Source organism: Streptomyces sp. W16 (assembly GCF_033194735.1).
Lineage (GTDB): Bacteria > Actinomycetota > Actinomycetes > Streptomycetales > Streptomycetaceae > Streptomyces.
The window spans coordinates 1-20926 of sequence record NZ_JAWOAI010000130.1 but is presented as its reverse complement, the minus strand read 5'-3'; the positions used below and the strand labels follow the sequence as shown (position 1 = coordinate 20926).

17 protein-coding genes are annotated in these 20926 nt (G+C 68.2%); 9 read left to right on the top strand and 8 right to left on the bottom strand.

The window, feature by feature from the left end; all coding sequences use genetic code 11:
- From R6V09_RS19210 to R6V09_RS19200, 3 genes are all read left to right on the top strand, one after another.
- On the top strand, nucleotides 1-682 hold a 682-nt coding region (locus R6V09_RS19210; RefSeq protein WP_317882637.1), incomplete at its 5' end, for an SDR family NAD(P)-dependent oxidoreductase.
- Between the two features lie 92 nt (nucleotides 683-774).
- Nucleotides 775-1920: a galactonate dehydratase gene (gene dgoD, locus R6V09_RS19205; RefSeq protein ID WP_317882636.1), complete on the top strand. Its 1146-nt coding sequence runs from the start codon at nucleotides 775-777 to the stop codon at nucleotides 1918-1920.
- Nucleotides 1921-2128: 208 nt separating this feature from the next.
- Complete coding sequence (locus R6V09_RS19200) at nucleotides 2129-4630, top strand: carbohydrate-binding protein (RefSeq protein ID WP_317882635.1); 2502 nt, start codon at nucleotides 2129-2131, stop codon at nucleotides 4628-4630.
- 592 nt (nucleotides 4631-5222) lie between these two features.
- Here the strand turns inward: R6V09_RS19200 and R6V09_RS19195 are convergent.
- Nucleotides 5223-5942, bottom strand: a complete 720-nt coding sequence (locus R6V09_RS19195) for a hypothetical protein (RefSeq protein WP_317882634.1) — start codon at nucleotides 5940-5942, stop codon at nucleotides 5223-5225.
- Nucleotides 5943-7006: 1064 nt separating this feature from the next.
- On the opposite strand from R6V09_RS19195, the gene R6V09_RS19190 reads away from it, so the two are divergent.
- From R6V09_RS19190 to R6V09_RS19180, 3 genes are all read left to right on the top strand, one after another.
- A complete protein-coding gene (locus tag R6V09_RS19190; protein ID WP_317882633.1) occupies nucleotides 7007-7483 on the top strand; it encodes a hypothetical protein in 477 nt (158 codons plus the stop codon).
- A gap of 9 nt (nucleotides 7484-7492) precedes the next feature.
- Nucleotides 7493-7660, top strand: coding sequence for a hypothetical protein (locus tag R6V09_RS19185; protein ID WP_317882632.1), 168 nt, complete (start codon nucleotides 7493-7495; stop codon nucleotides 7658-7660).
- A gap of 662 nt (nucleotides 7661-8322) precedes the next feature.
- Nucleotides 8323-8823, top strand: coding sequence for a hypothetical protein (locus tag R6V09_RS19180; protein ID WP_317882631.1), 501 nt, complete (start codon nucleotides 8323-8325; stop codon nucleotides 8821-8823).
- A gap of 75 nt (nucleotides 8824-8898) precedes the next feature.
- Here the strand turns inward: R6V09_RS19180 and R6V09_RS19175 are convergent, their stop codons facing one another.
- From R6V09_RS19175 to R6V09_RS19150, 6 genes are all read right to left on the bottom strand, one after another.
- Nucleotides 8899-9876: a thiopeptide-type bacteriocin biosynthesis protein gene (locus R6V09_RS19175; RefSeq protein ID WP_317882630.1), complete on the bottom strand. Its 978-nt coding sequence runs from the start codon at nucleotides 9874-9876 to the stop codon at nucleotides 8899-8901.
- Between the two features lie 23 nt (nucleotides 9877-9899).
- Complete coding sequence (locus tag R6V09_RS19170) at nucleotides 9900-11036, bottom strand: lanthionine synthetase C family protein (protein WP_317882629.1); 1137 nt, start codon at nucleotides 11034-11036, stop codon at nucleotides 9900-9902.
- The gene (locus R6V09_RS19165; RefSeq protein ID WP_317882628.1) at nucleotides 11033-14071 is read right to left on the bottom strand and encodes a lantibiotic dehydratase; all 3039 of its coding nucleotides are present in this window, start codon (nucleotides 14069-14071) and stop codon (nucleotides 11033-11035) included. Before R6V09_RS19165 ends, R6V09_RS19170 begins: the two co-directional genes overlap by 4 nt.
- A 78-nt stretch (nucleotides 14072-14149) precedes the next feature.
- The gene (locus R6V09_RS19160; protein ID WP_200678509.1) at nucleotides 14150-14341 is read right to left on the bottom strand and encodes an FxLD family lanthipeptide; all 192 of its coding nucleotides are present in this window, start codon (nucleotides 14339-14341) and stop codon (nucleotides 14150-14152) included.
- 64 nt (nucleotides 14342-14405) lie between these two features.
- Nucleotides 14406-15635 (bottom strand): methyltransferase, FxLD system, encoded by a 1230-nt coding sequence (gene fxlM, locus R6V09_RS19155; RefSeq protein WP_317882627.1) that lies wholly within the window; start codon nucleotides 15633-15635, stop codon nucleotides 14406-14408.
- A gap of 10 nt (nucleotides 15636-15645) precedes the next feature.
- Complete coding sequence (locus R6V09_RS19150; RefSeq protein ID WP_317882638.1) at nucleotides 15646-16218, bottom strand: ATP-binding protein; 573 nt, start codon at nucleotides 16216-16218, stop codon at nucleotides 15646-15648.
- Nucleotides 16219-16736: 518 nt separating this feature from the next.
- Between R6V09_RS19150 and R6V09_RS19145 the strand changes: the two genes are divergently transcribed.
- On the top strand, nucleotides 16737-18065 hold the full coding sequence (locus tag R6V09_RS19145; RefSeq protein WP_317882626.1) for a DNA-binding protein: 1329 nt from the start codon (nucleotides 16737-16739) through the stop codon (nucleotides 18063-18065).
- 6 nt (nucleotides 18066-18071) lie between these two features.
- Here R6V09_RS19145 and R6V09_RS19140 read toward each other — a convergent pair whose 3' ends face one another.
- Entirely contained in the window at nucleotides 18072-19097 is a 1026-nt protein-coding gene (locus tag R6V09_RS19140; protein ID WP_317882625.1) for an NAD-dependent epimerase/dehydratase family protein, read from the bottom strand.
- Nucleotides 19098-19644: 547 nt separating this feature from the next.
- Here R6V09_RS19140 and R6V09_RS19130 point away from each other — a divergent pair.
- Together R6V09_RS19130 and R6V09_RS19125 are read left to right on the top strand one after the other, a co-directional pair.
- The gene (locus tag R6V09_RS19130) at nucleotides 19645-20268 is read left to right on the top strand and encodes a DUF6000 family protein (RefSeq protein WP_317882624.1); all 624 of its coding nucleotides are present in this window, start codon (nucleotides 19645-19647) and stop codon (nucleotides 20266-20268) included.
- Between the two features lie 317 nt (nucleotides 20269-20585).
- Nucleotides 20586-20774: a DUF4240 domain-containing protein gene (locus R6V09_RS19125; protein WP_317882623.1), complete on the top strand. Its 189-nt coding sequence runs from the start codon at nucleotides 20586-20588 to the stop codon at nucleotides 20772-20774.
- Nucleotides 20775-20926: the final 152 nt, after the last annotated feature.

Genomic DNA, 20926 nt, shown 5'->3' with positions numbered 1-20926 from the left:
CCGCCGGCTCGCCGACGAGGGCGCGTCCGTGCTGGTCACCGACGTGGACGCGGCCGGTGCCGGGCGAGTGGCCGAGGAGATCCGCGCCAAGGGCGGGGACGCGCGTCACCTGGGGCTCGACGTCACGTCCCCCGAGGCCTGGCCCGAGGCGATCCGCACGGCCGAGGAGTGGACCGGCCGCCTCGACCTGCTGCACCTCAACGCCGGCCGCAACCTCCCCGGCGCCATCCACGAACTAGACGACACCTCCTGGCACGACCACCTCCGCCTCGCCCTCGACTCCGTCTTCTACGGCGTCCGGGCCGCCGTCCCGCTGCTCGCGGCGGCCGGCGGCGCGGTGGTCGTCACGGGCTCCGTGCACGCGGTGCTCGGCTTCAGCGGTTTCCCCGCGTACGCGGCGGCCAAGGGCGGAGTCAGCGCGCTGGTACGGCAGTTGGCGGTCGAGTACGCGGGCCGGATCAGGTTCAACGCGGTCGTGCCCGGTGCCGTGGAGACGGGTCTGTGGACGGACGCGCCGGACGAGTACCGGGCCCAGACGGCCGCCCGCACCCCGGTGGGCCGCCTCGGTGAACCCGAGGACATCGCCGCCGCCGTCGCCTTCCTCGGCTCCGACGACGCGTCGTTCATCACCGGCCAGAACCTGGTCGTGGACGGCGGGCGCAGCATCAGCTCGCAGGAGTAGGACCCCCGGTTCCCTCGCTCTTCCCTCTCCCCCCGCTCCCCGCTCCCCGCTCCCCGTAGTCGTCATACCCGTAGGACCCGGAGGTCCGCAGCATGAAAATCACCGGATACGAGCTCTTCCTCGTCGAACCGCGCTGGCTCTTCCTGCGCGTCGACACCGACGAGGGCATATCCGGCTGGGGCGAGCCCATCGTGGAGGGCAAGGCCCACACCACCGCCCGGGCGGTCGAGGAGATGTTCGACTACCTGACCGGCCAGGACCCCGCCCGTATCGAGGAACACTGGCAGATGCTCGCCAAGGGCGGCTTCTACCGCGGCGGCCCGGTCCTCAGCAGCGCGCTGGCCGGCATCGACCAGGCCCTGTGGGACATCGCGGGCAAGACGCACGGCGTCCCCGTGCACCAACTCCTCGGCGGCCACGTCCGCGACCGCGTCCGCATCTACGGCTGGCTCTACGGCGAGACCCCCGAGGAACTCGCCGAGTCGGCGGCAGGCCAGGTCGCCAAGGGCCTGACGGCCGTGAAGATGAACCCCTGCGCCCAACTCGAACCGCTCGCGACCCCCGCGGCGATCGACGCGATCGTGGCCCGGGTGGCCGCCGTACGGGAAGCGATCGGCCCGGACCGCGATGTGGCCCTCGACTTCCACGGCCGCTTCAGCGGAGCGATGTCGAGGCGCGTACTGCCGTACCTGGAACCGCTGTTGCCGATGTTCGTCGAGGAACCGGTCCTCCCGGAATTCACCCGCGACCTGGGCGACGTGGTCCGCGCCACCTCCATCCCCATCGCCACGGGTGAACGCCTCTTCTCCCGATGGGACTTCAGGGAGGTGCTCGGCGCCGGCATCGCGGTGGCCCAGCCCGACATCAGCCACGCGGGCGGCATCTCGGAGACCCGCCGTATCGCCGCGATGGCCGAGGCCTACGACGTGCTCGTCGCCCCGCACTGCCCACTGGGCCCCATCGCACTCGCCGCGAGCCTCCAACTCGACTTCGCCGTACCGAACTTCCTCATCCAGGAACAGTCCCTGGGCATCGGCTACGGCGACAGCAGCGGTCTGCTCGGCTACCTCGCGGACGCCTCCCCGTTCGAGGTGCAGGACGGCTACATCCACCGCCTGACGGCCCCCGGCCTCGGCATCACGGTCGACGAGGACAAGGTCCGCGCCGCCGCCGAACGCGGCCACCGCTGGCGCAACCCGGTCTGGCGCAACGCGGACGGTTCACTGGCCTCCTGGTAGCCCCAAGTTCCGTAAATGGCAGGACTGTTGGCAGGGATGTCGGCAGAGCTGTTGGCTCCACGCTGCCCCGACGCCCTCGCATCCGGCGTCGGGACAGCGCCACACGCTCCAGGCGCACCGGCGGCAACCGGTCATCGCGCCTGGTGAAGAGGGGAATCTCGCCGCACGCAGCGGCAAGGGACACATCCACCCATCCAAGGAGCGCGCAATGAAGCGTCGCAGATTCGGTTCTCCCGGCGGACCACTTTCCGCCACCCGCCGAAAGCCGGGAATCCTCGCCCTGCTCGCCGCGATGGCGGGCGCCCTGCTGGTCCCCGTCACGGCGACCAACGCGGCGGCGGCAAGCTCGAGTTACTACGTGGACTGCTCGGCCTCCGCCAACGGCACCGGCACCAGCGCCAGCCCCTGGAACTCGGTGACCGGCGTCAACAGCACCACCTTCACCGCAGGCGACAGCATCCTCTTCAAGGCCGGCACCACCTGCACCGGCCAGCTCACCCCCGGCGGTTCGGGCGCCTCGGGCAGCAACATCTCGATGACGTCGTACGGTTCGGGCGCGAAGCCAGTGATCGACGCGGCGGGCGCGACGGGCGCGGTCATCCACCTCCTGAACCAGCAGTACTGGGACATCGGCGGCCTGGAACTGATCGACAACGCCTCGTCCCCCGCCTACCGTTCGGGCGTCCTGGCCGAGAACAGCTCCGGCGGCGTCCTGAACCACATCCGCGTGCACGACATGTACATCCACAACATCGCGGGCTACGGCGGCGGTTGGTACGCGACGAACGCGGGCGTGGGCGTTCAGACCGACCACACGACACCGGTCTCCACGTGGAACGACGTGGTCGTGGAGAACAACACCTTCGACCACGTGGACCGCATAGCGGTGGCGGTGACGCCGGACGCGGACGGCCAGGGCACAGGCCTCACCACCGGCACGGTCATCCGCAACAACACGATGACGTACGACGGCGCGGACGACGTCCTGGTCGTCAAGAACGACGGCGCCCTGATCGACGGCAACAAGGCGGGCTACGGCGGCGCCAAGTCGACCTGCCCGCCCTCCGGCCAGTACTGCAACGGCGCCTCGGCCGGCATCTGGATGTCCGGCAGCAGCAACACCGTCGTCCAGAACAACGAGGTCTACTGCCACATCAACGGCGCCGACGGCACCGGCTTCGACGTGGACTGGGGCAACCACAACACCACGTTCCAGTACAACTACAGCCACCAGAACCTCGGCGGCTTCCTCCTGGTGATGCCCCCCTTCACCATCGCCAACGAGCCCACGTCGACCGTCCCCAGCGACGGCACGGTGGTCCGCTACAACATCAGCGAGAACGACGGCAGCAACTCCGGCTGCCCGACATCGGGCACCCAAACCCACGGCGGCGGAGTACTCCACTTCGTAGGCGGAGTCCCGAACCAGAGCGGCAGTTCGTCCGCGATCCCGCTCTTCTACAACAACACGTTCTCGGTGCGGGACGGCCTGAGCACCCCGATCCTCTACTCCCGCGCGGGCACGTCGATCAGCGGAGCGCTGTCCTTCAAGAACAACGCGATCTTCAACTACGGCTCCGGCAACTACTTCACCACCACCGGCACTTCGACCTACTCCAACAACCTCTTCTACGGCAACCACCCGTCCCGCGAACCGTCCGACGCGGCCAAGGTGACGTCGGACCCGGAGTTCCGCAACGCGGGCAACGCCAACACGTCCTCGTCGTACACAGGCAAGAACGCGTACCAGGTCCACCCGTCGTCCCCGGTGATCAGGGCAGGCGCGGTAATCGCATCGAACGGCGGCTACGACGCGTACGGCAACGCGGTTTCCGCTACGGCGGCCCCCAACATCGGCGCGTACAACGGCACCGGCGGCAACCTGCTGTCCAACGCGGGCTTCGAGACGGGGAGTTTGTCCCCCTGGACGCAGGCGAGCGGTACGGCGTCGTCGGTGACGGCGTCCAACTCCCGTACGGGAGCTGACGCGTTGACGACAGCGGCGAGCGGCAGCGGCGCGAACCAGGCGCTGACGGGCCTTACCCCGTCGACGACGTACTTGCTGACGGGCTGGGGCAAGGTGGCGACGGCCGGCGAAACGCTCGCGATAGGCGTCAAGAACTTCGGCGGCACGGAGACGTACACGAACGTCGCGTCGACGTCGTACTCGCAGGCGGCGATCGTGTTCACCACGGGTGCGTCGTCGACAACGGCCACGGTCTACTGCTGGAAGAACGCCGGTGGAACGGGGGCGGGTTACTGCGACGACCTGGCGGTGGAGCCGCTCTCGTCGTCGACGAACACGGTCACGAACCCGAGCTTCGAGACGGGCGCACTGACACCGTGGACCCAGAGCACGGGCACGGCGTCGAGCGTGGCCGCGTCGAACGCCCGCACCGGCACGTACTCGCTCCAGACCGGGGTGACTGCGAGCGGCGCCATCCAGACGGTGAGCGGCCTTACGTCCGGCGGCAGTTACCTGCTGGCGGCCTGGGCGAAGGTGGGCACGGCCGGCGAGGAGGTCGCGGTCGGCGTGAAGAGCTTCGGCGGCACGGAGACGTACCTGCGGGGCTCGACGACGACGTACACCCAGGAACCGATCTTCTTCACGACGGGCGTCTCCAACACGTCGGCTTCGGTGTACTGCTACAAGAACTCCGGTTCGGCGGCGGGGTATTGCGATGACTTCACGGTGGTGAAGCTGCCGTAGTACGGCTGAGCAGGGGACAACCCCCGGGTTAGTGACCCGGGGGTTGTCCGCTGAGCGTTGAGGGGAACATGGGCCAGACCACCCGCGCCAACGGCGATCACTGGCGGGCCCGTTGTCAGTGCCTACGACTATGGTCGCAAGCGCGCGGCCGGCTTCCGGGGGTTCCAGCTCCGTAAGGAATGGTTGCATCCCCGACCTGTCCGGGGGCGGCCCGGAGAACACGTCCGGGACCCAACCGACGGTCGGGCTTAGCCGATGACCAAGCAGTGACCTGCCAGCGCCGGCCGCGCACGATCTGCTCCCGCGGGGCAGGTCTCTCAAAGGTGTTGCTTGCCCCGGCTGACAAGTCGGCTGATGCCACTACGAGTTCGCATCCTGCCGGCGTCGAACTCCACCCTGCTGTCGGCCTTGGGTATCACCGTGATGTCGGCGAGCACATCCTCCGCGGCCCGGCTCAGTAACGCACTGAACAGCGGAGAAGCCGCAGGATCAGCAGACATCCGGCTGATGCTCTGAGCTTGGGCAGATGCGATCAGTAGCGGCACTCGATCTGGTGCGGTTGTGGTGCGGCCATTGCGAGACGGCATCACGGTCAGTGCTCGCGGCGCCCGCATTCAGCCGGGTAGAGGCTGGAGCCCGGAGTGACCTCGGACGGTGTTTGCCTGAGGTGGATGCACGCGCTGCCTGAGGCATCAGCCGTCAGCGTGTCGACCCAGACAGTCGGAGCAGGCGGCTCGACCGACGAGGTGTGCAGTTCGGCTTCGACCGGCGCCTGAAACGACGTGCCTTCGAAGACGGCGATGGCTGCCAGGCTGCCGTCGGGCTGGACCTCCGCTTCCTCGATGGTCAGCCGCCAGTGGAGCTCTGCCTCTGACAGGAGTTGTCTGCCGCGGATCCCGTGGGCGAGAAGAGCGCTGCGACGGCCGCGAATATGACGTGCCACGGCACAGCAGAGCGGGACGTCGGTGCCGTAGGGAGTGTCCACCCGGTTGTGGCCGGCGGTCGGGAGGTAGTCGAGGGCGTTCGCCAGGAGTCCGAGGGCCGCGTCCTTGATGCGTGGACGCCGGCCGTGCTCGACGAGGTCCAGCAGGATCGGGGTGGCTGCGTAGGCTGCCGGGAACACCATGGCCGCGTGACCGCACACGAAGCCGCCATCGGCGAGGACGGATGTTGCGTCGCCCGTCTCGTTGACCGTGGTGGAAACCGCCAGTAGCCGTAGCGCGTGAGCGACCCGTTCCGGATCGTCGCAGCGATGCCACGTCGGGTTGGGTATCGCCGACCAGTTCACAGCATCTATGGCATCGAGGAACACGCCCGCATTCTGCCGGACCGGTGTGAATCCCCGCTGTTCCTCGCCCTGTCCGGTGTTCTGTGGTGCACGGGCGTTGTCAGTGGCTGCCCGTACGCTGCGGAGCGTTGGGTCGGTCTGCTGTCTCGGAAAGGCGAGCGCGCGACCAAGGGGGGTGGCTCAGAAGAGATCCCCGAGCCACGTCGGTCCGGGAGCTCGTGAAGCTTAGACACCACCCCCCTCCCAACAGCCACCGAGAGGCCCCGAACCGAGCGCGGATCACTTCTTACGACGCCTGCCCGCTTCTTCAACTCGGCCTGGCCGCGCTTCGTCCAGTCACCCTGATGGAGGTGGCAACGCGCCGTGCCCTTCACCGTCTTGTTCTGACAGCGGCGTCCGGCCGCCGTCGGCCAACCGCACTTGCCCTGCTTCCACTCACCCACGGTTTCTCCCCCTCTCGCCCGTTCGCTTGGTGCCCGGGCGTCCAGCGTCTGGCAGGTAGCCGACGCGGAGGAGGGCGTACGGTCGGCGGAGTCGGGGTGATGCGGGTGCGCGCGGGTCGGTACGTCGGGGCGCTAAACCGGGTGGATGCAACTCCCTTGTGGTGGTGGGGTGTTGGGGTGCGTGCGGGGGAGGCGGTGTCACTCCTCTCCAGGTGGGATGAAGCGATCAGCGCTCTCGGCGTCGTCCACGTGGGCTCTGAGGGGAGCAGGCCTCAACGAACGGTGCAGTTTCAGCCTGAAACTGTGGGGCCAGGTACGGGTGCGCGCGACGAGGGCGGAGGGGGTTTTGCGCCATGGTGTGGTGTTCAGTGCAGATGAGGCGATCGTGATTCGGCCAAGCCTGCGCCGAGAGTCTGGCTCTCTATAGTCCTCGAACTAGTGTTCCCTTATTGCCGGATCGACCGACCGGCATCGAAACGGGAGGGAACACCTATGCGCATAGCAAGACCCCTGTCCGTAATGGCTGTTGGCTTGGCCGCAGCCGCTGTTCTGGGTTCCAGCACGTCGGCCTCGGCGGTGACGCCGGACGCCGCGAACAACCCGCACCCTTCAGTGGGGCACGTGATGGTGGACGGACACCGTGTGGTGACGGGGACCACCATCGGGGAGTGGGGCAGGACGACGAAGGGCGAGTTGTACTCCTTCACCTACAAGGCTGGTGACGCCAAGCCCGCCAAGCCCGCCGGGCCCGCCGCTCCGGCGGCGGCGAGCTGCTCGGTGTACATCTCGGACGTCTCGTTCCACGGGGCCGGCGCCGGGGCGTGGTTCCAGTGGGAGACATCGCAGGCGTGCAGCGGCTCGTTCGGCTCGCAGAAGCTGCAGACACAGATGTGGCGCAGCTCGTGGAGCGGACCGCGCGGCTACAACAACTGGCACGGCACGGGACTGACCTCGAACAGCTTCATCGACTACGGATGGTCGACGGACTGCGACGACGGGGGCGGCACCTACACCTACTACCCTGTGATGCAGGGCTACGCCAGCGGGATCGGCTGGGGCCCCAAGACCCGCTCCGACAACGATCTTCGCAAGGGATGCGGGACCAGGTCTCCGAATCCGTAGGAGAGACGCATGGGCGAACAACCCCCCACCCGGTACTCGCCTGAAGGTACGCCCCTGGGGCGTACCGCGAACGACATCAGGTTCACCACCAGCTACTCCACCGAGACCCCACGGGCCCGCAAGCTGCGGTGGCTGATCAGGGACGTGTTTCGTCGGCCGGTGAAGAACAGCAGGTAACCCACTGGCATGCGAGTGCCGGGCGTGAACGGGCCCTCTCCGCGGGAAGACCTCGTGGGGAGGGCCTACTGCCGTCGGGAGAGGTGGGTCGAGCGCTGGAGGGTGATCGTTTACTGAGGACCATTCCGGCTTGTGTCCAATTGGTCGACAAAGTTCGGGAGTTCCTAGATCTGGTGGTGGAGGGGCGGGTTGGGCGCGGGACGTTCACCTAGGTTCATGGGCGGCTGGCCGTCTACGGGGGGACCGCTTAAGGTCTCCTTGAACGCCCGTGAACGAGGGTGAATAAGGCGGCCGTGAGCGAGATCCGCCCCTTCTCGTTGGAGCGCTGGTCCTGAGGGAGCGCGTAGGCCGGTCTGGCCAAATAGACATGCTTGTCGGGCTTCTTGGTATGTCCTCACACTTCCGGCATGGTGTATCGGTGCCGTGCGCAGACCGACGACGGGACGTTGTGCAAGAACCGAGTGACTGGTCCAGACATGCGGTGTCACTACCATCGCGGTCGGCCGGCTGGACGCGTCCCCACGCCCCGTAAACAACCTGCGAAGAGGGCCCAGCCCCCGCGCCGAGCACCGCGACGGTCGACCACACCCAGGGCCGCCGCTCGGCCTCAACTACGCCCCCAGCCTCGCACGACACAAGTCGCCCGAGAGCAGCAGAAGGCGGTGGAAGCCGCACGGTTGTGCCTGGACGTCATCGAAAATGGCGGCACCGCAGTCATCGCCGAGCGGGCGTCCGACTACGTCTCGGACGAGACGTGGAAAACACTCGTCAAGCGCCACCGCCGCAAAGGCTGTGACGATCTCGCAGAGTTGGCACGTGGCATCCTCAAGGGCAAAGACAGGTTGCACGAAGTCGTTGGCCGCGCAGCCGGCGGTCTCTTCGGTCTGCTGGGGCGCCCCAGGATCGAGCGTGTCTTTGCCCAAGAGCTGGCCCGGAGGATTCCGCTGCCTTTCGATGCGAAACTCGTGGCAGCGGCACGGGGCTTACAGATCGCCGGCATCTACATCTGCGTCGTGGGCAACAGGGATTTGGCCGAATGCGCCTGCCTGCGAGATGTGCTCAAGGTCGAAGGCAAGGAACGCCTACAGCGACTGATACAGAGCGCGCTGGAAGACTGGCAGCAGCTTCCGCGCCGCATGCGCGATGGCACAGCCTCGACATGAGGGATCCTGCGGGGCCGCGTGATTCTTGGCGTTGACTCTCAACTTGAGAAGCTCGGGTCTGGTGAGGTTCCTTGGTCAACTTCCCAAGATCGTCTCCCGAGCTGCGCGTGCCCAGATGGCCTGCTGGCGGAGCATGAAGCCCATACGATTCCAGTGGAAGAGGACATGCCGGGCCAGGATGCTGCGCGTCCCGAGGGTGAGCTGTCCTTCACGTCCGGCGTGGCCGAGGGCACGGCCGCCACGTTCGATCCCGGCAACCCATTGGGCGATGGGTGCGTTCGGACCGTCAAGTGCGAGGGCAGATCCGGCGTCGATCGCGAGTAGCCGGTGCACTCTGCCCGTCATTGCGGTGACGTGCTCGACTTGGACATCGTCGGGGAGGGGGCGTGCTGCTTCGACACGTGCCCAGACATCGCCCTGCTCACCCCACTCTTGGCCGGCGGCGCGTAGGAAGAGGCTGACGACGAGGAGGGAGGTTGCCTTGGCGTCGAGACCACGATCGTCCGTGCTGTTGCGGTGTAGATAGTCGAGGGCGCCGACGCTGTCCGTGTGGAACAGGTTGTGGGCGATGCCTACGCCGATCGGGCCGCCGAAGGCTGTGGTTTCTGGCTCGTACGGTGATGGCCACCAGCGGTTGACCAAGCTCCGTGAGACCGCGTTGTCGAGGGCTTCGCCGATCTGCCGCGCCATGTCCTCGGCAGTCGTCGCAGAAGAGGGGACGACTCGTAGGCGCCAGCAGGGGTGCTTGCGTACGAACCACCAGTCGCCGAGCGTTCCGTTCGCCGTCTGCTGTCGCAGGAGTGGCAGGAGGTGGGCGTAGAAGGTGCGCTCGGCAGTCGAGTAGTCGGTGAACTCGATGTTCACCTGTCGCCAATGGGCCGGTTCGGATTGTGCGTTGAGGGCGGCTTGCCCAGCCGCCCGGTACCGTTCGGCGGCCTCCGAAAGGAGATCCACGGACGAGCCCACTCGTGCGGCGGCCTCCGTGATCGAGGCGCCGGTGAGGACGGCCAGGACGGCCTGCTCGACGGCGCTGTTGTCGTGCGGTGGATCCATCCAGAATCCTTCAGCGGCGGGCATCAGATGAGAAGCAGACAGGCGTCCCAGCCGCCCATCGGTGTGCCTGCTTCGGCGTCTTCGAAGGCGAGGTCCGCGCCGACTGCGCCTTCCAGGAACCCGGACTCTGTGGGAGGACCTACAGAGAGGAAGCGGTGGGTGAGCTGGGGCAGGTGGTCGGTGAAGAGGTGTGGTTCGTCGGCGTCCATGGCGACGCGTTGGACGACACGTAGGAGGCCGCCGACACCGTGACACAGACCGCGGTTGGTGAGGTGGTCGAGTTGGAGGGAGTCGGACAGGCAGTGCAGGAGCGCTCGTTCGGCCATGAGCCTGCGGTCCGTGTCACCCAGGGCGAGGGCGGCGAGTTGCTGGGCGCGGGCCAGGCCGGGGGTGCCGTAACACCAGGACGGCGCCGCTGGGCGCACGGGGCTCGCGGTGGTATCGGTGATCCAGCGTGGCCATCGGGTTCCGCGGTGGTCGCTGACGCGTATCCGGTCCAGCCAGCGGCAGATACGGATCATTGCCTCCTGGTGGCCGGGCACGGTGATGCCGCGCAGGTGGGCGAGTGCGAGGAGAGCCAGGGGTCCGGTGATGCCGTGGGCCAGCCCGGCGTTGGCGTGGCCGCCGGGGGTGGGGGTGCCGAGGTCGACGGGGCTGTGGCCCACCCACCAGCCGGGCCGGGGGCGCCCGTCGGGGCCAGGGAGCGGCTCGGTCAGGCGCACGAGGTATTCGAGGACGGCTTTGATCTCTGCACCGTCGGGAGCGCGGCGCAGGAGGAGGGCGCCGAGGCCCGTGAGGCCACGTAGTAGGTCGTACTCGGCGAAGCTTGCGGGTCGGCCGTGGTCGATGCGGGTGCGGGCTGCTTCCAGTCGGCGGCGGGTATGGGTGGTCACGATCCGATCGAGGGTGTTCAGGGCGCCGACGTACAGGTTGCTGCTGGCGGCGGCCAGGTGCAGGACGTACGTCATCGCGGGTGCGCCGAGAAAGAGGCCCGCTGCGTCTCCGTCGAACAGAGGGCCGACGGCAGCGAGTTGGCGGTGGACGTCCTGCCACGATCCATTGCCCTGGCGGGCGTGCTCGATGTGGAGCAGGGCGATGCCGAGAGGGCCGTGGGCGAGCGACTGCCGGAAGGCGCTGTCCTGCTTGACGGCGTTGGTCACCGTGGTACTCCTTCGGTGCGCGCGTTCCAGGACAGGGCGGCGGTGCGGGCGAGGCGGCGGCAGATGGCCTCGCTGTCGGGATCGATGCCGGCTGCGCGGTTGTGGTGCATGTGCAGCAGGGAGGGCAGGACGGCGGTCGGTTCGGCGCCGTGGTCGGCGAGCGTGGTCCGGTACGTCTTCAGCGCGCGGCGGCGGTGGGCCCAGGCGACGACGACGTGTTCGCCGCCGGGCAGGGCTCGTAGTGCGGCGAAGTCGTTGTCCGGGGTGGTCAGTTGTATGGCAAGGGTTTGGAGATCACGCGAAGGCATCTCGCCCTCTCCCTTGAGTAGATGTTCGGTCAGCCAGTGGTTCCTGGCTGCCGGGCTGTCGGTGAAGGCGGCGGCGATGTCCACGAAGCTCGCGGCAGTGACAGCCGACTGCAGACGGGGCGGAAGGCCGAGCATCAGTTGGGCGATCGCGGCCGAGGCGTCGGCGGCGAAGGCGTGTTCGGCGGCGGCCAGGGTGTCACCGGTGCCGTAGCGGCCGGTCTCCGGTTCGTCGGTGTCCCACTGGATACGGCGGATCAGCCCGTCGTCCCGGAGCGCCGCCGCCCAGGCTCCGACGTACTGTGCGGTGGTGCCGAAGGAGTCCGGGTTCGGCAGCCGGAGCCGTAGGCGCAGGTGGGTTTCTGGATCGCTGTAGCGCGCGTACCACCACAACGGTTCGCTGCCCTCCCGGTTCTGCAACAGCGTGGGCAGGTGAGTGGTGAGGATCTCCGGGGTGCGTTCGGAGTGGCAGTAGATCTTCAGGTACGCCCATGCCGAAGTGCCCGGCAGGCGGCTGCTGTCGCGCCGTACGACCGCTGTCGTTCGGGGGTGGTGGACCGCTGGCGGAACAGTGGAGGCGAACGGCATGGTGATCTCGTGGGCGCGGCCGAGCCAGCCGTACACCCCCTCCTCGGGCGCCTCGTGCAGCGTCGCTGTGCCGGTGCGCTCCAGTTCCATGCGCAGGAGCTGTTGGTGGGTGGGGTGGTCGAGGTCGAGTCGGAGGCGCTGGTCGTCGGAGCCGAGGAACACGGTGCGGGTCACGCCGTAGCGGCAGCGCCAGTCGGTGAAGCGGCGTAGCCAGTCGGGACGGTCGTCGTGAACGAGGTCGCGCGTCCTGAGGCGCCAGCAGGCGGGCGAGAGGATGGTGCGGCCGACGCGGACCTCGGGCAGGAACGGTAGCCGGGCGGCTGCTCCCCACGCGAAGGGAGCCAGTACCGCACTGTGTGAGCGGTGCACTTCGGTGAGGAAGCGGACCAACGGGTGGGTGGCGTTGGTGAGTTCGACGGCGTTCATCACCGACGGTTCGACGAGTCGGCCGGTGGACAGCGAGACTAAATAGAGGCGCTGGGAGTCCGCAGTCACGGCGAGGTCGTCCAGGTCGAGCGTGGCGGCGAGGTTGTGCTCGCCCAGCGAGAGCACATGCCGTACGACGTCGGGGGCTCGGCTGACGTTCTGGGTGCGCAGCCGGAGCGGCGGGCTGGAGATCTGTACGCGGTCCGTGTCGGCGGTGAGTGTCGGCAGGGACGCGTACGCGGACGTCATGCGGTCGCGGTCGGCCGGCTCCAGCAGGGTCAGGAATCGGCCGGTCGTGGTGCCTGCCGCCTGGGAGAGCCCGGCGAGGCTCAGCGTGTATCGGCCCTGGTTCAGGGCGCTCAGGGAGGTGGCGAGCACGGAGAAGCACAGCTCGACATGGGCGGGGACCTGGGTGACCTCGCCGACGGCGAGCGCGGCGAGGTCCTCTTCGGCCAGCGTGATCTCGCGTGCCTGGTTGATCGCGGCGTCCTGGGCGAGGGCGAGGAGGTGTTCGTCCCGGCGGGTGGTGGCCTGGACGGGACGCTTGAGGAGGGAGCCGCGGTAGCCGGCCGGGAATCCGAGGCCGATGTCGGGGTCGGTGACGTCGCGGACGGGCACGAGGGCGCCCATGCTGTAGCGCTCCAGGAAGCGGGCGCGGTAGTCCTGCCAGGCCGGAGGCCCGTCAGGGTAGGGCGAGATACGGGCCATGACCTGGAGGGCCCGTTCTGCTTCCCGTGCGACCGCGGTGGGCAGGTCGACATCGCAGTCGGGCCGCAGATTCACCACCAGGGTCCGCCCGTTCACGCCGGTCGCGGCTGTCATGCGCTTCGTGGCCTCGCTGCGGAGGGTTCGCTGCTCGTTGGCCGGAGCGTGGTTGTGGCGGATCAGGAGCTGGTGGATCCGGCGGAGGTGCCCGGCTGTCTCCGCCTGGAGACCTGTGCTGAAAGAGTCGAGTTGGGCCACCAGGTGGCCGAGTGCGTCGTCGCAGGTCATGGGCGCCCGCAGGCTGGTGATGAGGATCCGGTGGGCGACGAGGTCCCGAACCATGCCCTCGATCACCGGTGTGGGTGTGCTGGGGTAGCTCGCCTGTAGCTTGGCGACGATGTCCTCGACAGCGATCGGCGCGCGGGCGAGTTCGAGGACTGCGTCGGCAGCGGGGGTGCGGCGCAGGGTGACCTTGGCAGGACCGTCCCTACCCGGTTGGTGCGGTACGGCGATTCTGGTGCCCCGGACGACGCAGGTGTGATCGGCGATCACGGGCAGGCGCCGCAGCAGGTCGGTGTTCTGCTCCAGGGCGGTGACGATCTCCGTGAGCCACTCGGCGTCCGCTCGGACGGACGCCTGGTGTTCGGTACCCCATCGCACCTGGGCGCGGTTTCCGAGTTGTACGGGCGCGGGGCCGGCGAACAGACCGAAGGGCGTGGCGCGGTGTTGCATCCGCAACAGGTAGCGCATCAGCGAGATGACAGCGCGCCGGACGGTGCGAGGCCGCTGGTTACGGCCGTCGAGTACGCCGTGCACGGCCTCGACCAGCAGCGGGCTGGCGACCTTGATGGCCGCCACTATGGCTTCGTCCGCCCAGACCTCGCCGATCCACTCCCGCCAACGCTCGATGTCCCCGGAGGCGTTGCCGCCGAGGTCCGGCCAGGGAGGCTGTGGGGCAGTCAGCGGCCGTACGGTTGCTCTGATCAGAACCGCGTCGACGGCGTCGTACATCGCAATGCCTCCTTCGTTCGTCGTCTCGTGTGGCGAGGGGCGGTGCCGGTTAACTTGGCCCCGCCCCTCAGCGGTTGATCAGCCGCCGATGCAGGTGCTGTTGGAGCAGGCCGACTGACAGGTGGACGTACAGCCGTCGCCGGTGTCGTTCAGCAGGCCGGGCACGACTGGGGCTGACGCGATGGTCTCGATGTCGAGGTCGAAGTCCGTATCGGTGCCGGACGTGAAGTCCGTAGCGGCCTTGAGCGTGGTGCTGCCCTGCGGTGCCATCTCGATTCCTCCTGTGTGGATGGGTGGGATGTGCCTTGTTACCCGACCCGAGGCGCTGTCGGCGCTACGGCCAGGTGATCAGGACCCGCGTGTGCGGGCGGTCGACGACGCGGCCCGAGGGAAGCTGCGCGTCCGGTGTGCCCGCCGGGTGGATCTCGATTCGGGCTCGGTCGCCGCGGTGCTCGCGGTCCCAGACCTGGATCTCCTCGACCAGGCGCTCGGCGACCTTCTGGCCCTGCGGCCCGTGACCGATGGCGCCGAGCTCGAACCGGTCCGGGGTGTCGGTACGGCGCACGGTTCGGTAGGCGAAGCTGTCCCCGTCGACGAGCGTGGGCACGCCGAGGGGCGACGCCGAGGCGACCAGGCCGCGGTCGCGGGCGGCCGGTGTCGCGGCCAGGAGCGGCAGGTTGTCCAGTGCGGTCGTCAGCCACAGGTCCAGGTGCTCGCTGGACTCGTCGCCGGCGAGTGTCACTCCGGACCATGCTTTGACGCTGGGGCTGCGCAGGGCGGCGCGCAGTCCGTCGGCGTCCGGCTCGGGGTGACCATCCAGACGCAGGCCCACTTCTTCGCCTTCGGCGTCGTGCAGGAGGACCAGGCGAACGCGGTTCTCGCCGACGCCCTGCATGGGCACGAAGCCGCACAACTCGACGCTGTCGCTCAGCAGTTGGTCGCCGTGGCGGACGAACGCGACAGTACGGGTCATGCCACGCATCCGCAGGGGCACGACGATGCGGCCGCCGTTGACGAGTTGCTCGGTCCAAGCCGGCGGGATGTCGGCGGCCTGGACGGTGACGAGAATGCGGTCGTACGGAGCGTGGTCGGCCATGCCGTATTCGCCGTCGGCGGTGACGACGCGCACCTGCTGGTCGTAGCCGGTCTCCGCCAGGAACTTCTCAGCGCGTGCGGTGACGTCGCGGTCGATGTCCATGGTGACGACGAGGCTTTCGGGGCCGACGATCTCGGCGATATAGGCGGCGTTGACGCCGCCGGAGCCGATCTCCAGTACCCGCATACCGGGCCGCAGGTCGGCCTGTTCGATCTGCATCGCCTGGATGCGGGCGGCGGACACCGAACTGATGGCCACGCCGTCGGAGTCCTTCTTCGTGATCGCGGCGTACTCCGTCTGATAGGCCGTGGCCAGGTCCAGTTCGAGGGTGGCCAGATGCCGGGGGACCTTGCGGAACGCGGCCACGACATGCGGGCTACGGGCGGCGTCGAGTTCGATCAGTTCTCGGACCATCGCGTCGCGGAGTTGCTGTGCGGCTGCGGGGGCTTCCTCGTGGTGGGTGGTCATGTCGGGGACGTTATTCACGAGCTCTCTCTTTCTCGGCGATGTCTGCCGAGCCTGTGGCGACGCGGGTCCCAGCCGTGTCCAGCAGCGGTGCTCGCGTCGATTCCGGGTAGAGGCACGACGCAGCTTCCGGAAGTGCGGGTTGGCCCACCTGTGAGGTAGCCACGGGGCTCAGCGATCGGCTGCACCAGACCCACTTGCCCCTACGGCTTCGTCGCGTACGGCATCCCCAGTCGTCAGAGAACGCCTCGACCAGGGATAACCCGCGGCCGGACTCACCCTCGGTGGACTGGGTGCGAGGCACCGGCAGGCCGGGAGAGGTGTCGGCGATCTCGGCCAGGATGGTGTCGTCTCGCTGCTGCAGAACCATCACGATGGGGCCCTCGCCGTGTTGCACGGCGTTGGTCACAAGCTCCGACACGACCAGGACCATGTCGTCGGCCAGGTCGCCCAGGCTCCAGGACGTCAGGGTGTCGCGCGTCGTCCTACGTGCCTTGGATGCCGCGCGCGGGTCGGATTCCAACGGGATGGCGATCGCTCTCAGGACGTGGCCGGCGGTCGTACTTGGTCGGGGAATCGTCATCATGCCCACCTGTGCAGAGTGTCCCGGACCCGCCGTACCGTCCGTGTGCTGTTGTCGAAGGTGCCCAGAGCAGCGTTAACGCGTGGTCCACCGGCCGGAGTTGTCGATGGCTTCGCGGGTAATCGCACGGCCCAGGTCTGGCCGCGCGGCCGGTGGGAGAGCGGCCGTCTGTCCTGGAAGGCCGGTGGGGGGCTTTCCTGCTTCACGGCGGTGCTCCTTGGGAAGAGACGGACTGTTCGGACGGGGCGCCTTCTGCGACGAGTACGTCGCCAGTGCTGGCGTCTTCGCACTCGGTGACGGCGATCAGAGTGATGCCGGTGCGGATGTCGTCGCCATGGCCCAGCGGGTAGCGTCTGCCGCTCTTCCAGGTGACGCACGTGGCACGCGGGTAGCTTCGAAGTGTCGTCTGCTCCAAGGCGGTTGCGGCTCCTTCGCATGCCGGGGTCCCCTGCATGCGAAGGAGCCGCAGACCAAAGGCCGACGATGGTTGGTCAGTGGTCTTCTTTGGCCGAGAGGGGCCGATGATGGATGAACGTCCCAGGACGCTGCTCAAGGCCCTGGTGGCCCAACGTCACTGGCGCTACGGCGACTTCGTGGGCCACTTCACCCGCACCGCCGAGAAGGTCATCAAGAAGGGCACCGCGAACCCGACGATCTCCGAGGCGCAGTTCCGCCGTTGGACCGCGGGCGCCATCCGGACCCTGCCCGGCCCGGACGCCTGCCGGGTACTGGAGGAGATGTTCGGCGTCAGCGCCGCCGCCCTGTTTCAGGCGCCTCCCTCAACCGAGTCACCCGTACCCGCGTTCAGCCTGAAGGACGAGATCGACATGACCGCACGCGACGCGTCCAACGAGGCCGGTGCCGCCGCCTCCGCGTCCATCTCCGACACCACAGTCGACCAGCTGCGCGACGACGTCGCCGAACTCGCCCGCCGCTACCACTCCTTCTCGGCATTCGAAATCCTCCAGACCGCGCGGAAGTTGAGGGAGGAAGCCGAACAGCACCGCGACCACACCCAGGTCCCCGCCCAGCAGCAGGACCTGCTGATCATCGCCGGACAAGCCTGCGCCCTGCTGTCCGCCGCAGCCTTCGACCTCGGCTCGCTCGACGGCGCCACCCGTCTCGCCCGGGCCGCTGCTCTGTACGGCGAGACCGCCCGCTTCACCCCGCTGCGGGCCTTCAGCGGCGGTGTCCTCGCCTACATCGCCTACTTCTCCGACCGGCCCGCCGAAGCAGCGCAGATCGCCCAGCGCGCCCAGATGCTCACTGGGCTCGGAGACGTCGCACACCGTCGCCTGGCGGCCATCGAGGCACGCGCGCACGGCCACCGAGGCGACGCTGCCTCGGCCCAGCAGGCGCTCAACGCCTCTCGGCAGGAAGGCCGTGGGCACATCGACGACCTGCACGACGGCGTGGCGGGCGAGTTCGGCTTCCCCGCCGACCGACTGGCCATGTCCAACGCCTCGACCTGTCTGCTGCTCGGCGACGGCGAACAGGCCGAGGCCGCTGCCCGCACGGCACTCGATCTGGTGACCGGCAAGCCCGAGGCCCTCCGCTCCGCACGCGTCGTGGGTGGGGCTGCCGCGGACCTGGCCGCAGCCCGGCTCCTGTGCGGTGACCTCGACGGTGCCGCCGACGCTCTCGAACGCGTCTGGATCGTGCCGGGCGAGCAGCGCGCCACGGGTCTGTTGACCCGCACCACGCGCGTCCGCCGCGCACTGACCGACGAGCGGTTCCGACGGGCGCCCCTCGCCGACGAAATGGGCGAGCGCCTGGAACACTTCAGCCGCCTCGCCGCTCAGCACCAACTCGGCGTGGGAGCCGGTGCGGTGGCCGTCCTGGAGGGATGAGCCGACTCAGGAGGTGGAGGCCAGAGCAGCGAGGATCTTGGCCTCCTTTTCAGAGGCTATTCCGTGCTCCGCCCAGCGGGGGTGATCCACCGGACGCCCGTCGGCCCGCAGCCAGGCCCACGTGTCCGTGATCGTCTCGGTCAGCGGGCGGCACCGCAGCCCGGCCGCCACCGCCTTGCTGGAGTCCACCGACCACACGCCAGCGTGGGTACGCCAGAGGGGCAGCTCGGTCCACTGCCGGACCCCGTGCTCGATGAGCACCTCGGGCTCCACCCACACCGGGTGGCCGTCCGACTCGGTGACGGCAAGGCAGGCGAGCAGGAAGTCTCCGAACCCGATCCCCTCCGGATGGGCCAGGTTGTAGGCGCCGCCGCTGCCGGCAGCCGCCTGCTCCAGGGCGAAGGCCGCGACATCGCGCACGTCGACCGGCTGGATGATCCGGTCGGCCGGAGCAGGCGCCAGCACCGGTCCACCCCGGCCGGCCCGGTTCAGCCACCAGGGCAGCCTGCCCACGTACTCACCCGGCCCGAGGATGACCCCCGGCCGCAGGAACACCGCCCCATCGCCAAACGCCTCGGCGACCGCCCGCTCCCCGCCGGCCTTCTGGAACCCGTACTTGGTGGGCGACCCGTCCGCGCCGGTGTAACCGAAGGACTCGTCCGCGTCCGACGGACACTCCAGCACCTCGGACCCCTCGGTCAACCTGTCGTGCGGCCACCCCGCGTACACCGACACGGTGGACACGTGCACCCATCGAGCCACCGCGTCGCGCAGGGCTTGTGCGGCCAGCCGCACGTCGCGCGGCGGAAACTCGGAACTCGACGTATCGATCACCGCGTCCCAAGGTCCTTGGGCAGCAAGCCGGTTGAGATCCCCGACCTCCGTACGGTCACCGCGGACTGCACGCACTCCCGGTACATCGCGACCGGACTGGCCACGACTGAACGTCGTCACATCCCAGCCACGGAGCAGCGCTCCTTCGACGACGCACTTGCCCAGGAACCACGTGCCACCCAAGACCAGAATCCTCATACCCAAGATCCTGCCCTCCTGCGGGGCAAGGGAGAAGAGGGGCGCCGTTCACCCGGGGCCGACAGGAGAGTCCTGAAAGGACTGGTGCGCTGCTGCGAGCGCGGTACCTGCATGTGCCGGACGCGAGGCTGAAGGACGTGGCCCCGACGATTGCTGAAGCCATCTGGGCCCCGGAAACCCCGGCTTTGGACAAAAATCAGGACAACGAGGCTTGAGGGCAACGTTGATGGGCTTCACCGCGAACGGTGGAGCCCATCAACATCCTGCCTGGTGAGGCACTGGTGGAGAATACGAGATTCGAACTCGTGAGGGGGTGCCCCCAACACGCTTTCCAACTGTGGTGGTGTCACCGGGGGCACCGTACAGGGGTGTTCACCTGGGTTCATGGGCGGTTGGACCGGGAGACGAGCCCTGCGTGCGGTCCTTCCTGAACGGCCGTGAACTGGGCTGAACGAGACGGAAACTGAGACGGAGAGACACGCAGGGTTGAAACGCCTGAGCGGCGGGATCGCTGGTCTGACACCTTCGTCCGTACAAGGATGCTGGCATGCGCTGCACCCGTGAAGAGTACGAGATACTCAAGTTGACTCGCCGCTATGTCACGCGCGACCGTCGGTATCTCAAGCTCGGCGGCGCACTTCTCGGTATGAGTGGGCGCGACCGAGCCAAGTTCATGCGGAAGCTGGGCGAGGCTGCCGGTGAGATCAGTCCTCGTGAACTGGGCGTGCTGCTCGACCGAGGATGGCGCGAGAGGGGAACGGCCGCCTGGCTCATCGCCGTTGCCGGCAGAACCGAGTTCCGGGAACGTCTCGGCGAACTTCTGCTCGCCAGTGCGGGGCCCTTCGCGGGGCAGGCGTACTGCGTCGCCCTGGCCACCTTCGGCACCTCCGCCGACGCCGACCTCCTGGTCGCTTACCTCGACCGCTACCTGCCTCGCCTTGACCTCGACTACGACCAGACGGACGCCCTTGGCGCGCTCTTGTTCCTCGACGCCAAGCTCGGTGCCGACCGCACGGCCCGGTTCCTCGTCCCGGGCGGACTCTGGCAGCAGTGGATCGACGGGCCGGCCAGCAAGGCACGCGACGACCCCGAAGACCCCGACGAGTACCGGGAGTTCATCGGGATGCTCTGCGCTTTCGCTGATGAAGCCGCCAAACACTGTTCGGCCTGATCCTCAGCCGATGACAGCCCGCCACCATGGCGGGTTAGCCGACCGACTAGGCGCGCGTATGCCTCGCTGCACCCCCACCCGCCTCAACCACGCTGCCGGACCGTCGACCAGAGCAAGCCGCGACAACCGGCCCGTGACAACGGTGCGGCGCCCTCAGCTTGGGAAGCTGCGGGCATTTGAGGACGGCTCGGGCGATGACCTGGGCTGATGCACCTTGATCCCCCGCTGTTCCCCGCCCAATCTGGTGCGCTTGCGGTGCACCATTCGCGACAGTCGGCAGCCTCCCGCTGTCGGATCCGAGTGCCATGATTGCCAGTATGGGCGAGGACGCGTTCTGGACGCTGATCGAGGAATTCCGAACGGCTGAGCCTGACCCTGGGACTGATGGCCTCACTGCGGCCCTTACCGCTCGGCTTGCGGCCGAGCCGGTGCCCTTGATCGTCCAGTTCGCCGAGCAGTTGGTCTGGGTGCTGTACCGATTCCAGAGAAAACTCATCATTGGGTGAAATTATGCGGCGCAACGGCACGCTACTAGAGATCTTTAACGGTGCGGGTTACGTCTGGTCGTGACGGTTGGCGTCGGCTGCGCTATGCCGGAGGGGTGAGGTATCCCGATGGCGGTGGGCTGACAGCCGAGGAGCGTGATCGGCGTGAGCAG

What these genes read in the sequence shown, in the direction of transcription:
- dgoD (WP_317882636.1), top strand. Translation starts at nt 775, where the DNA reads ATGAAAATCACCGGATACGAGCTCTTCCTCGTCGAACCGCGCTGGCTC.
- R6V09_RS19200 (WP_317882635.1), top strand. Translation starts at nt 2,129, where the DNA reads ATGAAGCGTCGCAGATTCGGTTCTCCCGGCGGACCACTTTCCGCCACC.
- R6V09_RS19185 (WP_317882632.1), top strand. Translation starts at nt 7,493, where the DNA reads ATGGGCGAACAACCCCCCACCCGGTACTCGCCTGAAGGTACGCCCCTG.
- R6V09_RS19175 (WP_317882630.1), bottom strand. Translation starts at nt 9,876, where the DNA reads ATGGATCCACCGCACGACAACAGCGCCGTCGAGCAGGCCGTCCTGGCC.
- R6V09_RS19165 (WP_317882628.1), bottom strand. Translation starts at nt 14,071, where the DNA reads ATGTACGACGCCGTCGACGCGGTTCTGATCAGAGCAACCGTACGGCCG.
- R6V09_RS19160 (WP_200678509.1), bottom strand. Translation starts at nt 14,341, where the DNA reads ATGGCACCGCAGGGCAGCACCACGCTCAAGGCCGCTACGGACTTCACG.
- fxlM (WP_317882627.1), bottom strand. Translation starts at nt 15,635, where the DNA reads ATGACCACCCACCACGAGGAAGCCCCCGCAGCCGCACAGCAACTCCGC.
- R6V09_RS19150 (WP_317882638.1), bottom strand. Translation starts at nt 16,218, where the DNA reads ATGATGACGATTCCCCGACCAAGTACGACCGCCGGCCACGTCCTGAGA.
- R6V09_RS19145 (WP_317882626.1), top strand. Translation starts at nt 16,737, where the DNA reads ATGATGGATGAACGTCCCAGGACGCTGCTCAAGGCCCTGGTGGCCCAA.
- R6V09_RS19140 (WP_317882625.1), bottom strand. Translation starts at nt 19,097, where the DNA reads ATGAGGATTCTGGTCTTGGGTGGCACGTGGTTCCTGGGCAAGTGCGTC.
- R6V09_RS19130 (WP_317882624.1), top strand. Translation starts at nt 19,645, where the DNA reads ATGCGCTGCACCCGTGAAGAGTACGAGATACTCAAGTTGACTCGCCGC.
- R6V09_RS19125 (WP_317882623.1), top strand. Translation starts at nt 20,586, where the DNA reads ATGGGCGAGGACGCGTTCTGGACGCTGATCGAGGAATTCCGAACGGCT.